This window comes from Deltaproteobacteria bacterium (assembly GCA_009929795.1).
Lineage (GTDB): Bacteria > Desulfobacterota > Desulfovibrionia > Desulfovibrionales > Desulfomicrobiaceae > RZZR01.
In genome coordinates this window covers 1-13,495 of sequence record RZZR01000068.1, presented here as the reverse complement: position 1 = coordinate 13,495, position 13,495 = coordinate 1, and the positions used below count along the sequence as shown (strand labels likewise).

Here is a 13,495-nt window from a genome sequence, read left to right as displayed (position 1 = left end):
GATGGGATGGCCGGTGTGGTTCATGGAAACGTTGTAGGCCGCGCCGGTCCCACCGTCCTCGCCGTCAATGGCCAGGGCTCCGGCGTAGGGGTTGCGTGTCAGATTGTTCAGAACGGCCATGGCCGTGGATGTGGCTGAAATTTTTGGGTATACTGGCACCCGGAACGACCAGGCCATGGACATGGACTGGATCATTTTGGCCACAGCTTCTTCAATGGAGTACTTGGTCTGGTGGGTCGGCGGACTGGGCAGGCTGACCCCGGTCGGGACGCCACGGATGGCGGCGATGAGCCGATTGACCTTGTGCCACATGAGAAGGCCCCCATCACCGGGCTTGGCTCCCTGGCCATATTTGATCTCCACGGCGCAAGGATCGGCCTTCATCTCGGGAATGGCCCGGATGATTTCGTCCCAGCCAAAATAGCCGCTGGCAATCTGAAGGATGACGTATTGAAGAAATCTGGATCTGAGCAACCGAGGGGGGCATCCGCCTTCGCCGGTGCACATGCGCACGGGCATGCCCATCTCCTCGTTCAGATAGGCCACGCCCATTTGCAATCCTTCCCACATGGTCGGGGAGAGGGCCCCGAAGGACATGCCGCCGATCATGAGGGGATAAATTTCCCGGACCGGGGGGACCCAGTCGTTGTTCTCAAGGGCCTGGAGGCCTTTTTCAGCCGGCAGAACCCGTCCCAAGAGGGTTCGGACGTTGAATTCGTGGCGACCGGCGTCCAGGGCCGGGTCCGTGAGCATGGAAATGCGGATGAACTTGATGCGGTCGAGGATGGTCTGGGGATTATTGTTTCGGCCGCCACGTGTGCGGGGGTTGCCGCCGGGATTGTTGTGGAAACGGAGCTTGTCGGGCTCATCATTGTGAGCCACCCGGATGGCGTCGTTGGGACAGACCAGGGAGCACATACCGCACCCGATGCAGGCCCCAGCCGGGGAGGTTTTCTGGCGTATTCCGAAATACACCGAACTCCCGGTCTTGACCCCGTCCACGAGACTAGGGCTGACGTCGATCCTGCGTTGACGGAAGACGCCGAGTTCCAGGGCGTTCACCGGACAGACCGAAGTGCAACGGCCGCACAGGGCGCATTTATCCCGCTTCCAGTCGATGAGCCAGGGCAGGTCTTTGGGACCTAGTGTGGACGGCGTAATGGGTCTTTTTGGGAGCATATGACGATCTCCTGGCGGTCTGGAGGCACGATGGCCGTCTCGAGGTGCATGGGTTGGTAGTCATTGGCCGGGTCACGGTCGGGGATGGCGGCGTCAAGGCCGCAGAATTCCGATGAAAAGGCCCAGATTCCGGGCTTGCCCCCGACGACGCCGGGCCTGAGTTTTTTTCGGTCCTGGGCCATGAACAGGGAGGTATCGGGCAGACAGCCGATGACGCAATTTGGGCCGTCGATGATCAATTTCCGGCAGAGCTGTTTAAGGCGGAGCAGAAAGTCCCGGTTCTGATGACCGGCAAGCTCATCGTCGCTCAAGGGGGTGATGATGTGCTTGTAGGCGTCAATATCCAGACCAAGACGGCGGATGGTGAAGTGCAGAATGTGGGTGAAGACCTCGGAGTCGCTCTGATAGCCGATGTATCCCGGAATGTTTTGAGTGGAAAGGTACTCACGAATGGGGATGAAGGCTGTGTTCTCCCCGTTGGTCATGGTGCTCAATCCCTGAATGAAAAACGGGTGGCAGGCATAGAGATTGATGGCGTAGTTCGTGTTCTGGCGCCCCTGGGCCAAAACAACCCGGGCATAGAAATCCTGCCGGTCGAGCTGGAGGTATTCGCCAACGGCCATGGGATCTCCGACTTCCTTGACCATGATCGTATCCGGCCAGAAGCTGTACACGGTCATCTCACCGTTTTTTTCGCCCATCTGGCGGAGGGTGAGGCGGATACGCAGGAGCCGGATTTCCTTTTGAGCCTGAGAGAGGGTGTCCCATTCCGAAGGCATCTCGTAGGCTCGGACCAAGTAGATGTATCTTTTGGGAGTTCCGGAAGGAGGAGTTTCGCGGGGCTTGATGGAGATTTTGTACTTGGTCATGAAGCCCTGGTCCATCATGAAGAGGTCCAGCTGCTTCAGACCCTTTTCGGTGAAGATTCCCGAAAGGATGGGGCAGTCCTTGATCTCTTCGAACCTCCCGCCAAGGCCACTCAGAAACAGGCCGACTCCGGAGCCGTCATGGCCTTCCTTCATGACGTCCAAGGCTTGGATGGCCCGCATGGGGGAGATGGGCTCCCGGCTGGTCATGGCGAACAAACGGCACATTCTCGAACCCTCCCTGGGGTTTTTCTGGGGTGATGCTCCCCCCGCGCTTGGGGGAACTTGGCTTTGCATTGATTGTACCGGAAGAAAACAGGCTGGCTTGAGGTGGTCTTTCGGGAAGAAAATCCGGGCAGACCATGGTTAACATCACTGATTGAGAATGCATGCCGCCATTGAAGCGGGATGGACCTACTGTCGGAGACGAAAAAAACATCAACAAAATTGTTGAATCAGGAGAGATATTCTGACGAATTTGTAAGCAAGGCCGGCCTGGGTCATTCCTCCTTGAGAGACCTAGACATGAGCTCCCGCACGGCTATGCTGGGAGCCTTGCCGTCGTAGAGCATGGCCTGGACCTGGGCGGTTATGGGCATATCCAGGCCGAGGCGACCGGCCAGTTCGTAAACGGCCTGGGTGGTCTTGACACCTTCGGCGACCATGTTCATGCTGGCAAGAACGGCCTCCAGAGACTCGCCTGCCCCGATGCGAAGGCCGACCTGTCGATTCCGGCTCAGATCTCCGGTACAGGTCAGAACAAGATCGCCGATGCCGGAGAGACCCATGAAGGTTCGGCCGTCAGCGCCCATGGCTGAACCCAGACGGGACATCTCGGCCAGCCCACGCGTGACGAGAGCCGCCCTGGCGCTGGTTCCAAAGTCCAGCCCGTCGGAGATGCCGGCGGCGATAGCCATGACGTTCTTGATCGCCCCTCCCAGTTCCACGCCCCGAAAATCTGGGTTCGTGTAGACCCGGAAGGTCTCCGTGGACATCATGCGCTGGAGTTCTTCGGCCAGAGCCAGATTTTCACAGCCCAGCGAGACAGCCGTCGGCTTGCCTTCGCTCACATCCCGGGCAAAGGAAGGGCCTGATAGGATGGCGTATCTGCAGGGCTTTGGGGCCATGGCCTCGGCCACGACTACGGACATCGGTTTGAGGGAGCCCAGTTCGATGCCTTTGCTGGCGCAGAGAAAGATCGGGTCGGAAGGGAAAAACTCCCTGGCGGAGGACAGCACGGAGCGGATGAACTGGCAGGGAACGACCAAGAGGAAGATGCCGGAGGAAAAGGCGATGGAACGCTCGAGGTTGGAATCGACGCTCAGTTCGGGAGGCAGGTCAACGCCCGGAAGAAACCAGGGATTTTCCCTCCTGGCTCGAATCAGTTCGGCCAATTCGGGTTCTCGGACCCAGAGGTGGACCTTGAGGCCCTTTAAGGCCAGAAGACGGGCCAGGGCTGTGCCCCAACTTCCTCCCCCCAGAACGGTTATTTGCATGGTGTATGCTCCTCGGCTATAATCGATTCTGACAATGGGTCGATTAGACAGCACCTTGTCCAAACAGTCAATTTTCATCCGCCGAGTCGGCGGAGGAGGGTATTGTGGTGTTTCAGGCTCGCAAATGTCTAGTGATTGCCTTGATCGGCGGTCTGTTCATGGCCGGCTGCGCATCGAGCCGTTCCGGCGAGGTATACAGCCGGAATCAGGCCCGGCAGGTGAACAAGGTTTTCTATGGAACGGTCCTCAAGGTCTCCCATGTCCAGATTGAGGGCACCCAGTCCGGCATCGGGATGCTCGGAGGGGCCATCGTCGGCGGCATCCTGGGGAGCATGATCGGTCAGGGGCACGGTTCGACCCTGGCGGCCGTAGGCGGGGCCGTGGGCGGGGCCGTGGTCGGCAGCGCTGGTGAAGAGGCCATCACCAAGAAGAATGGATTGGAAATTACCGTGGAACTCGACGACGGCGAGATTTTGGCCATTGTCCAGGAGGCCGATGCCGAGTATTTTGTCGGGGACAAGGTTCGGGTCTTGAGAGCCTCGGACGGTTCGGCCAGGGTACGGCCATAGATGCATGATCTGCCCTGGAGACAGGTTTTCAAACCTGTTTTCGAAGGCGGACAGGCTCTTGTCTCAACACAAGACGCGATCAATTTCCTCGCCGAAGAGTTCCTCGTCGGTGGGGAAGAGTTCCATGTGCTTGTGGGTCACGTTGCCGTTTTCGAAGGATTGGACGGGAAGATACTCTAAGGATTCTATCCTGCCGTGTTCCTCCAGGCCCATGATGATCCAGAAATAGATGGCGTGGCTGCCACATTGAAAGGACGGTTCGAATTTTTTGATCAGGATGCTTGAGCCGTTTTTGGCTTTCAGCGACAGCGGAAAATTCCGGGAAAGAACCGGGGCCTGCCATCCTCTTTGCCCTGCCAAGTTCATATCCACCTTTTTTCCGAGAAACGAGTCGCACCATGGAGTGCGCATGAGGGGCGGGGTTTCGGTCACGATAATCCTCCCGGACAGCCCAAGGCCGTCGCTTCAATGGGTTCTTGTGTTTCAAGGCCGACATAGGGCACCCGTTCGGCGTATTCGGCCTGTTTGCCGGCGTTCCACATGTGGACCGGGCGGTAGTAGCCCACTACCCTGGTGTAGACCTCCGTGTCCTGGCCGCATTGGGGGCAGGTCGGAACCTCTCCTCGCAGATACCCGTGTTCCTTGCAGACCGAGAAGGTCGGAGTGATGGAGATGTAGGGGATCTTGGTCATGGTCATGGCCTTGACGATGAAGCGCTGCAGGGCATCCAAGTCTGGCGCGGATTCGCCCAGGAGACAATGGAAGACCGTGCCTCCGGTATAGAGAGGCTGGAGCTTATTCTGGTGATCCAGGGCCTCGAAGACGTCCCGGGTGGCGTTGACCGGCAGCAGGGTCGAGTTCGTGTAGTAGGGAACGCCGTTGCCCGAGGCCTTGATCTCGCTGTAGAGGCCTTTGTCGATTTTGGCCAGTCTGTAGCAGGTGCCCTCGGCCGGTGTGGCTTCAAGATTGTAAAGATTCCCGGTTTCCTCTTGAAAGGACGAGGTCAGGTTCCGGAGGTGTTCGAGGACCTTGCGCATGAGGCGGATGCCAGGTTCGGACTGGATGCCTTTGCCCAGCAGGTTGAGACAGGCCTCGTGGCCGCCGAGGATTCCGATGGTGCTGAAATGACCCTTGAATCCATTTTTGAGATAGCGTTTCGAAAATGGAAACAGGCCCTTGTCCATGTTGTCGGTGATCATCTTTCGCTTAAATTCCAGGGCGTCCTTGGCCAGGATGGCGTAGTCGGCGACAAGGTCCAGAAAGTCCCCCTCGTCCTGGGCCAGATAGGCCAGTTTGGGAAGATTCAGGGTGACCACGCCAATGGATCCGGTCAGGTCTCCGGCCCCGAACAACCCACCGGTTCTTTTTTTTAGCTCCCGCAGATCCATCTGGAGGCGACAGCACATGGATCGGACATCCTCGGGTTTCAGGTCCGAGTTGATGAAGTTCTGGAAGTAGGGAGCCCCGTACTTGGCCGTCAGTTCGAGAAGGAGCCTGCCGACATCACTCTTCCAGGGAAAGTCCGTGGTGACGTTGTAGGTGGGTATGGGAAAAGAGAAGATGCGGCCGTGCCAATCTCCTTCGGTCATGACTTCCAGGAAGGCCCGGTTGATCATCTCCATTTCAACCCCGAAATCGCCGTAGGTCTGATCCTGAAGACGGCCGCCGAGCATGATGGCCTCGCCTGCCAGATGGGAGGGCGGCGCCAGGTCAAAGGTCAGGTTGGTGAAGGGCGACTGGCCTCCCCAGCGGGAAGTGGTGTTCAGGTTGAAGACAAATTTTTGCATGGCCTGGCGGACCTCGTCGTAGGAGAGGCCGTCGGCCCTGACGAATGGGGCTAGGTACGTGTCGACATTGTTGAAGGCCTGGGCCCCGGCCCATTCGTTCTGGAGAGTGCCCAGGAAATTGACCATCTGGCCCAGGGCCGAGTCGAAGTGCTTGGGGGGCCCGGATGAGCAGCGCCCTTCAAGGTTGAATCCCTCCATGAGCAGATCCCTGAGGCTCCATCCGGCGCAGTAGCCGGCCAGCCCGAAGGACAGGTCGTGGATATGAAAATAGGCGTGAATATGGGCCTGACGGATCTCCTCGGGATATTTCTCCAGGGAGTATCTGGCCTGGACCGATCCGGAGAGATGAAGCATGAGGCCCTGGAATGAATGGCCCATGTTGGCGTTTTCGCGGACCCGCCAATCGGACTTGTTCATGTAGCTGTCGATGGTCTGGGTGATATCCAGGAATGCCTGGTTCTGGCAGCGGATCTCGCGGCGTTTTTCCCGGTAGATGATGTATTTCTTGGCCGCGGTGAAGAGCCGTGACTCCATGAGCACGACCTCGACCATGTCCTGGACCTGCTCCTGCTCCGGAACAACCATGTCCTCAAGCTTGGCCTCGACCTTGCCGGCAAGTCGCCGGGCCAGGAGCAGATCCTTGATGCCGCTGGCCTGGAGACATTTGAGGATGGCCAGGGCGATGCGCTCTCGAGACCATGTTTCCAGTCGACCGTCGCGTTTGAGAATCTGTTCGGGCATGGCATTCTCCTTGAAAGTGCCGGCGGGATCGATCCCGCCTGATGGCGATGGGCGGATCGCGGCTCAGTTCACTCGGGACACGAAATTCTGGACGGCCAGGTCGTGACCCGAAGGAAGAAGCGAGCGGACCGTATCGATGTCATCCTCGGTCAATCCGGGCACCCGGGTGCAGCGAAACCGGAATCGGCCGGGGTGGGATTCGGCCAGACCGAAGACCTTTTCCAGGCACCGCCTGGCTTCCAGGGCCGAGGCCCTTCCTCCGGTCAGTTCCGGGTAGCGTTCCCATGGCCCTTTGACGTCCACGGCGAACTCCTCGACCAGGCCAAGCCCGTTTAGTTCAGCCACGATTTCCGGGGCGAATCCGTTGGTGTCCAGACGGGCGGGAAGGCCCAGGGATTTGATCCAGGCCAGAATCGTGTCGATGCCGGGCACCAGGGTCGGTTCCCCCCCGCTGACGACTATGCCGTCCAGCCAGCCCGCGCGGCTTTCAAGATCGTGCCGGACCTGTTGGGGATCCGGTCCGGAGCAGACCTCGGGGTTCCAGGCCAGTTGACGGTTGTGACAGTCCGGACAGCGCAGGTTGCAGCCGCCGAAGAAGAGGACCGCCGACACCCGGCCGGGCCAGTCGCACAGGCTGCATGGCTCCACACCCCGCAGCCTGTTCCATGGTGAGGAAGATCGTTGGATCATGACCATTGCCGGAACAGGGCCCGAGACCGTGTTCCGGAGAGTTGAACGATACGGTTCCGTTTCGAGCCGTCTCGGCATCCTCGTGCCGAAATGACCGCGGGAACGCTTCAGGCAGGTCTTCTGACTCGCCCGGTCCGGGCCGCCTTCCCATCCTTGATCAGGGACAGTGGCTTGGTGCCGGACACGAATTTGGGCTCACAGCGGCGGGACCGTTCCGGACTTGCACCGGATTCCCTTTTCAGCCTCCTGCAGGCACCTGAAGGTGTCGTGATGAAAAAAGTCTCTACACCCGACCAGCCAGAGGGGCAAGGAAAATTTCCCTGCCGGACCAGGCCGGGGCCCATTGCAGGGCGAGGCCAACGCCGACCTCCTTGACCGGCAGAGTCCGGGCCAGAAAGATTTTGGACGCCAGATCGGTGCAATGGCAGGGGTGGATGGCCTGGAGATGCAGCCCGTTCAGATAGTTTGCCGTGGCCTCGAGCCGTTCCCGGGATGCATCCAGAAGGTGAAGTCCGCCGACAATATCTCGGACCCGCGACTCCCCTGTCAGACGCCTGGCCTGTTCGACGATGTTGCAGATACCGGCGTGTGAGCACCCTGTCAGGATAACAAGTCCCTGGTCGGAGCGGTAGGCCAGAGCTGTGTCGTCGAGGAGATCGTCGGGGGCCTCGCCGTCCGGGCTTGAGCGAAGCCCGAGGGTCGAAGTCGCCTCGAAGTCCAGCCTGCGCTCGATTTCCCCGAGATAGAGGAGATTTTCGTCCAGCCATTGCGGTTCGGTCGAAAGATCCAGTTCAAAGACGGTGGCCATCTTGCCCGGCGAAAGAAGGGCGCCGATCTGAGGCAGGCCGGGAAGTCGGCGGTCGTCCAGAGCTATTGGGTGGCAAAGGACCCTGGGCGGCTTGCAGACCAATCCCTCGTGGAGATTTTCGATTAGAAGGGCGGCCAGGTGGCTCAGGCCCCAGGTGTGGTCCAAATGGCCGTGGGAGAGGACCACCGTGGAAACCTGGCGGAGGTCGATGCCCATCTTGGCCGCATTGCGGAGAAAAACGTCCGAGTAGCCTGCATCGAGGAGGATCCCCCGACCGTCGTCGAGAACCAGGTGGAAGCAAAGCCCTGGCTCGGCCAGAAAGTAGCGGTCAGTGAGGGTGGCGTTGTCCACCAGGACAGTCAACTTCATGAGATTTCCTCCGGAGACGAAGCCTTCGGCTTTGAGCCCAGAACCTCGTCGAGCTTGGCCGAAAGGTCCTGGACGCTGAAGGGTTTTCCCAGAACCCCACAAAACCCGTAGTCCCTGTACTCGGCCATGATCGAGCTCTGGGAATATCCGCTGGAGACAATGGCTCTGGCGCCGGGATCCATTTTCAAGAGATGGGACACGGCCTCCTGTCCGCCCATGCCCCCTGGGATGGTCAGGTCCATGATGACCACGTCGAAGGGGCGACCCTCGTCCAAGGCCTGGCGGTACTTCTCCAGGGCCTCATCTCCGGTGGCGGCAGATTGGGCCTCGTGGCCGAGCATGTCCAGGGCCTCCAGGACGACTTCGACGATTGCCTCCTCGTCATCCATGATCAAAATGCGCCCGCGGCCTCGGGTGGTCTGAAGGCATTCGTTTTCATCCTTCATCGTGGCGGGTGGTTCGGGTTCAGCCTCGGGTACGGCTGGCAGATAGATGATGAAGGTCGAGCCCCAGCCTGGTCGTGAGTGGGCCTCGACGCTTCCTCCATGGCGGGTGACGATGGAGTAGACCGTGGCCAGACCGAGGCCGGAACCGTCCCTTTTGGTCGAAAAGTAGGGGTCGAAGATGCGTTTGAGATTTTCGGGTGCGATTCCAGGACCCTGATCGGTGATTCGGATCCGAACATAGTTTCCGTCGGCCACGGACAGGTCGAAGGAAGCGTCCTTGACGAAGTTGGTGACCTGGATCTCAATGCGGCCACCGTCCGACATGGCCTGGGCGGCGTTAATGACGATGTTTTCGATAACCTGGGAGATTTGGCCCGGATCCACGTCGGCTGTCCAGGCTTCCCGGGGGAAGAGAAACTCGTAGCTGATTTTCGAGCCACGGAGGGCGAAGGTGGCCGAATCGCGGATGAGGTCTCTGATGTCTGTGTGTTCTCGCACCGGTGCCCCGCCCTTGGAGAAGGTCAATAATTGCTGGGTCAGACGCTGGGCCCTGATGACGGCCTTTTCGGCCTGACGAAGCTGTTTGATGAGGGTTGATTCCGGTTCAAGCCTGGCCCGGACGAGAATGATGTTGTTCAGGATGGCCGTTAAAATGTTGTTGAAGTCGTGGGCTATTCCCCCGGCCAAAAGGCCGATGGAGGAGAGTTTTTCGGTTCGCAGGCGGTTCTCCTCGTCCTTTTTTCGTTGTTCGAGGTCTCTCATGACCGTGACCGATCCGATGGCCGTGCCGTTGCGATCGTAGATGGGCGTCAGCTTGAGCCCGACGTCCATGTTCAGGCCGTCCCGGCTGGTGAGGATGAACTGGCGTTCCTGGTTCAGGTGGAACCCCTTTTCCATGTCCCGGATTGGATCGAGGAGTCCGGTCCCGGTCCGGTCTGCGGTCTCAATGGTCAGAACCTTGGAAAAGGCTCGGCCGAGGGCCTCTTGGAGGGGCCAGCCGACCAGGATTTCGGCCGCCTTGTTCATGAACGTGATCTTATTCTCGATGTCCGTGGTCACCACCGCGTCGCCGATACTGCGAAGCGTCACGGCGAACAACTCCTTCTCCGCGGCCAGGTCCGTCTCGAATTGCCTGCGGACGGCGATTTCCTCGGTCAGTTTTTCGTTGCTCTCCGAGAGTTCTCGGGTCCGGTCCCGGACCCGCTCTTCGAGTTCGTTTCTGATGATGCGCAGTGCCCGTTCCTGGATGACCATGGACGTGATGTCCTTGACCAGGGCGATTTGGTTCATTCCGCACTTGAGGGCCACCCTCGAGATGGACACGTCCAGGTGGATGGTCCTGCCTGAAGGTGAATTCACGGAGACCTGGTGGCGGGTGATGGCCTGGTCGGCAGAGTCTACGAACATGGCCCGGGCCTTGGGCCCGAAGAGGTCATGGACGGTCATGGACGCGATCCGATCGCCGTCGAGGCCGAGCATGTCCTGCAAAGCCTGGTTGAATTGCGATATTTCCCCATGCTCGTCGACAATGAGCAGGCCGTCGGCCATGCTTTCGAGGATGATGGACAGATAGGTCAGGGTTTCCCGAAGCTCGGTGGTGGCCCCCCGGATTCGGTCTTCCAGCCCGTTCACGAGGGCGTCGAGTCGTCGGGCCATGCCCTGCATGGTGGCGGCCAGTTCCCCGATCTCGTCGTCGGCCGGAATATCCAGGGTGGTGTCGAAGTTCTGGGAGGCCAGTTGTTCGGCATAGGCCGAAAGGGCCGAGAGGGGGCGGGATATCCGGTTGACCAGAAAGTAGGACAAGACCACGGTCAGGAGGAGGACCAGAAGGGTGATGCCTTGGATTTTCAGGATCGCGTCCCAGATGATGTCGTTGATGACGCCCATGTCCATGCCGATATGAACGAACCCGGCCTTGCCCATCAATATGGGGGATGAGATGTCCAGGTAGGTCCGCCCGGCGAGGTTGAGTCTGCTGATGTGATGGCGGGTCCGGTCCGGAACCGGAGCGGCCAGATGATCGAGGAACTCCGGAGGGATGGACGGGATGAAGGTGTGGGCGACGACCTCTCCATCCTCGTAGCTGACTGCGGCGTAGGCCACGCCGCCGATTTCAAGGTAGTGGTCGATGACGGACTGGAGGATGGCTGCGTCCCGGCTCAGGAAGGCCTCGGGCGAGGATCGGGATATGCTGCCTCCTACGGCCAGGGCCTTTGATTCAAATTCTTTGAGCAGGTTGGAGTGGAGGACCCAGGCGGCAAACAGGGAGGTCAATCCACCAACGAGGGCGAAGAGGACCAGGGTGATGGCCAGGGTTTTGCGGAAGAGCCGGGACATTTTCATGGGCAGTGCCCGAGGTTCCAGTCATCGATGGGGATTAGGCCATCGGCGTCAAAGGCGATGTAGTGAATATCGTGCAGGGCGATGCGGTTCATAGTCGTGAAATGCACAGGACGGGCGAGGCCGATGTCCAGAGGACCGAGGTCGGCGATGCGAGAGGTCAAGGTTGCACGGGATACTTCCGGCCCGAGTTTTTCGAGAATGGTCGCCATGAGCTTGGCAGCCAGAAATCCCTCGAACCCTGTCGGGCTCATATCGTGGGGCGTGTAGTCCTGGGTGGCCAGAAACGGAGGCGGTCCCACTGTTTCCTCGGCCATGGCCGCCCTGTACTCGATGGCCGCAGCCAGATCCGGGTCGTTGAAGAAGGGCACGGTTTGGGAGTTGACGAGGCCGACCAGATAATCCCGATCGTCACGGGCCGACAGGGTTGAGAGGATCCTGTACTGTTCCTGGGCGTTGACCGAGGAGATGCTGACGACCGGAAGACATGATCCGGACCTTCTGAGGTCCCGGATGAAACCCGAAGCGGACCCGGCCGTGGCTACGTTGACAACTGCGTCCGGTTTTCCGGCCAGAACGGTTTCGACCTGGGACAGGAAGGACGACTCGAAGGTGGCTCCCCTGGCATAGGCCCCGTCGGAGACCATGGCCAGCCCTCGTTCCTTCAGGGCGGTTTTGACGCTTTGCCAGCCGGATCGACCGAAGGCGTCCGCCTGGTAAAGAACGGAGATGCGGGTCCGTCCGGCCTGGAGCAGACGGTCGATCACGTCGCGCAGTTCCCGGTCGTAGGAGGGCCTGAAAAGATAGATGGATCCTGAGTGGATCGAGGCATAGAGGGGTTCGGCCCCGGAGAAGGGAAAGAGGAGCAGCACATGTTCCTGGGAGTAATGGGTCAGCAGAGGCAGGACTCTAGTAAGAGTTGGAGAGCCTACACAATTGAATAGGCAGAGGACCCGGTCTTCTTCCACTAGATGGACGACGTTGGCCATGGCCGGGCCCGGAGTGTAGGCGTCATCGAGGACCACGAGGGATATGTTCCGCCCATGGACGCCGCCCTGTCTGTTGATCCTTTGGAAGCAGGCCATGGCCCCGTGGTAAAGATCGACACTGATTTCCCTGATGGGGCCGGAAAACCCCGCGGTCATGCCCAGCTTGATTTCTTCTTGAACGGGTTTCGATGGTTGATTGGGAAGGGCATGATCCTGCCCTTGGGCTGACCCTTGGGCCGGAGCCAGGAGGAACAGGACCTGAACAAGGAGTAAAAGGATCGGTGGCAGCCATGGAGTCTTTCGCGGGGCATGGTCGTATTTGGTTCGAGGCGAATTGGAATCCGAGGCTTGAATCGTGCGCATGGGCTTGTCCTGCTATGGGAAAAGGGACACCGCCAAGCACTAGGCCAGGGAATGGAAAATGGCAAGAATCACCGCAGCCATGACTGGCGACTTTGAAGAGGCTTTGTCCGTACCAAAGCCGTTTCGAGGAGCGTGTTGGGACCGGACGATTTAGCGGGCGAAATAGTCCCAAAGTCGGGGATAGACGTGGTACAGGATGACCAGAAAGGCAGCGCAGGCAGGCCAGAACCACCATTTTTTCATGATTTTTGGTTCCCAGGTGTTCTTGCCCCGAGGAAGGTTCCAGAGGGGTTTGATCGAAGGGTCGGCTTCGTGAAATCGAAAGCCGTTCCGGTCCATGCGTTGCCCGTTATGGGTTTCGGGCGTTTTTTGTTCGGCGGGAGGGGTGGAATGTTGGCTCATGGTTGGGTGTTCTCTCAGGAAGGCGGATGCAGGGAGAAAAAATTACGGATTGAGGAATTCCGGGCCGGACGTTTTTCGCCCGGCCCGGAAATGAGGGGCTGAAGAAGCCGTCACTTCACGAAGCCGATCAGGGGCCAGTAGACCATGACGCTCAAGGTACAGATCAGCAGCAGGGCCAGACACCAGGGGATCGCAATCTTCATGAACTGCATCTGACTGAAGTAGCCGGCGCTGTAGGCGATGATGGTCGGGGGGCAGCCGATGACCAGCATGATGAAGGACGTGGTCATGGGGGCGAGCATGGCTACGGACTCGGGCGACATCTGCATCATCTCGGCCATAGGTAAGGTGATGGGCAGCATCAGGGCCACGGCCGCGGAGTTGCTCATCAGACTCGAAAGAAACGACCCGAAGAAGCCGAACCCGTAGTAGACCACAAAGGTGGGTTGG

The 13,495-nt window shown here is 59.4% G+C and carries 12 protein-coding genes and 1 riboswitch; of the genes, 1 reads left to right on the top strand and 11 read right to left on the bottom strand.

What is annotated here, in order from left to right; all coding sequences use genetic code 11:
* From EOM25_08735 to EOM25_08725, 3 genes are all read right to left on the bottom strand, one after another.
* Positions 1 to 1,179: 4Fe-4S dicluster domain-containing protein (locus tag EOM25_08735; protein NCC25269.1), on the bottom strand; the 1,179-nt coding region annotated here is incomplete at its 3' end.
* The gene (locus EOM25_08730; protein ID NCC25268.1) at positions 1,143 to 2,273 is read right to left on the bottom strand and encodes a glutamate synthase; all 1,131 of its coding nucleotides are present in this window, start codon (positions 2,271 to 2,273) and stop codon (positions 1,143 to 1,145) included. The genes EOM25_08730 and EOM25_08735, both read right to left, overlap by 37 nt.
* 272 nt (positions 2,274 to 2,545) lie before the next feature.
* Positions 2,546 to 3,541 (bottom strand): NAD(P)-dependent glycerol-3-phosphate dehydrogenase, encoded by a 996-nt coding sequence (locus EOM25_08725; GenBank protein ID NCC25267.1) that lies wholly within the window; start codon positions 3,539 to 3,541, stop codon positions 2,546 to 2,548.
* A gap of 158 nt (positions 3,542 to 3,699) precedes the next feature.
* Between EOM25_08725 and EOM25_08720 the strand changes: the two genes are divergently transcribed.
* Positions 3,700 to 4,110: a glycine zipper 2TM domain-containing protein gene (locus EOM25_08720; protein ID NCC25266.1), complete on the top strand. Its 411-nt coding sequence runs from the start codon at positions 3,700 to 3,702 to the stop codon at positions 4,108 to 4,110.
* Between the two features lie 63 nt (positions 4,111 to 4,173).
* Here EOM25_08720 and EOM25_08715 read toward each other — a convergent pair whose 3' ends face one another.
* The 8 genes from EOM25_08715 to EOM25_08680 form a co-directional block, all read right to left on the bottom strand.
* On the bottom strand, positions 4,174 to 4,542 hold the full coding sequence (locus EOM25_08715; protein ID NCC25265.1) for a hypothetical protein: 369 nt from the start codon (positions 4,540 to 4,542) through the stop codon (positions 4,174 to 4,176).
* Positions 4,539 to 6,638, bottom strand: coding sequence for a ribonucleoside triphosphate reductase (locus EOM25_08710; protein NCC25264.1), 2,100 nt, complete (start codon positions 6,636 to 6,638; stop codon positions 4,539 to 4,541). The genes EOM25_08715 and EOM25_08710 overlap by 4 nt, the downstream gene beginning before the upstream one ends.
* A 63-nt stretch (positions 6,639 to 6,701) precedes the next feature.
* The gene (locus EOM25_08705) at positions 6,702 to 7,328 is read right to left on the bottom strand and encodes an anaerobic ribonucleoside-triphosphate reductase activating protein (protein NCC25263.1); all 627 of its coding nucleotides are present in this window, start codon (positions 7,326 to 7,328) and stop codon (positions 6,702 to 6,704) included.
* A 92-nt stretch (positions 7,329 to 7,420) separates the two neighbouring features.
* Positions 7,421 to 7,603, bottom strand: a riboswitch (cobalamin riboswitch).
* 8 nt (positions 7,604 to 7,611) lie between these two features.
* Positions 7,612 to 8,505: an MBL fold metallo-hydrolase gene (locus tag EOM25_08700; protein NCC25262.1), complete on the bottom strand. Its 894-nt coding sequence runs from the start codon at positions 8,503 to 8,505 to the stop codon at positions 7,612 to 7,614.
* Positions 8,502 to 11,294: a PAS domain S-box protein gene (locus EOM25_08695; protein ID NCC25261.1), complete on the bottom strand. Its 2,793-nt coding sequence runs from the start codon at positions 11,292 to 11,294 to the stop codon at positions 8,502 to 8,504. Before EOM25_08695 ends, EOM25_08700 begins: the two co-directional genes overlap by 4 nt.
* Positions 11,291 to 12,643, bottom strand: a complete 1,353-nt coding sequence (locus EOM25_08690; GenBank protein NCC25260.1) for an ABC transporter substrate-binding protein — start codon at positions 12,641 to 12,643, stop codon at positions 11,291 to 11,293. The genes EOM25_08695 and EOM25_08690 overlap by 4 nt, the downstream gene beginning before the upstream one ends.
* 150 nt (positions 12,644 to 12,793) lie before the next feature.
* Positions 12,794 to 13,045 carry a hypothetical protein gene (locus EOM25_08685; protein NCC25259.1) on the bottom strand — a complete coding sequence of 84 codons (252 nt, stop codon included), beginning with the start codon at positions 13,043 to 13,045 and terminating at the stop codon, positions 12,794 to 12,796.
* Positions 13,046 to 13,155: 110 nt separating this feature from the next.
* The coding region (locus EOM25_08680; protein NCC25258.1) for a sodium/sulfate symporter at positions 13,156 to 13,495 on the bottom strand (340 nt) is incomplete at its 5' end.

What these genes read in the sequence shown, in the direction of transcription:
- EOM25_08685 (NCC25259.1), bottom strand. Translation starts at nt 13,045, where the DNA reads ATGAGCCAACATTCCACCCCTCCCGCCGAACAAAAAACGCCCGAAACC.
- EOM25_08700 (NCC25262.1), bottom strand. Translation starts at nt 8,505, where the DNA reads ATGAAGTTGACTGTCCTGGTGGACAACGCCACCCTCACTGACCGCTAC.
- EOM25_08710 (NCC25264.1), bottom strand. Translation starts at nt 6,638, where the DNA reads ATGCCCGAACAGATTCTCAAACGCGACGGTCGACTGGAAACATGGTCT.
- EOM25_08695 (NCC25261.1), bottom strand. Translation starts at nt 11,294, where the DNA reads ATGAAAATGTCCCGGCTCTTCCGCAAAACCCTGGCCATCACCCTGGTC.
- EOM25_08705 (NCC25263.1), bottom strand. Translation starts at nt 7,328, where the DNA reads ATGATCCAACGATCTTCCTCACCATGGAACAGGCTGCGGGGTGTGGAG.
- EOM25_08720 (NCC25266.1), top strand. Translation starts at nt 3,700, where the DNA reads ATGGCCGGCTGCGCATCGAGCCGTTCCGGCGAGGTATACAGCCGGAAT.
- EOM25_08730 (NCC25268.1), bottom strand. Translation starts at nt 2,273, where the DNA reads ATGTGCCGTTTGTTCGCCATGACCAGCCGGGAGCCCATCTCCCCCATG.
- EOM25_08690 (NCC25260.1), bottom strand. Translation starts at nt 12,643, where the DNA reads ATGCGCACGATTCAAGCCTCGGATTCCAATTCGCCTCGAACCAAATAC.
- EOM25_08725 (NCC25267.1), bottom strand. Translation starts at nt 3,541, where the DNA reads ATGCAAATAACCGTTCTGGGGGGAGGAAGTTGGGGCACAGCCCTGGCC.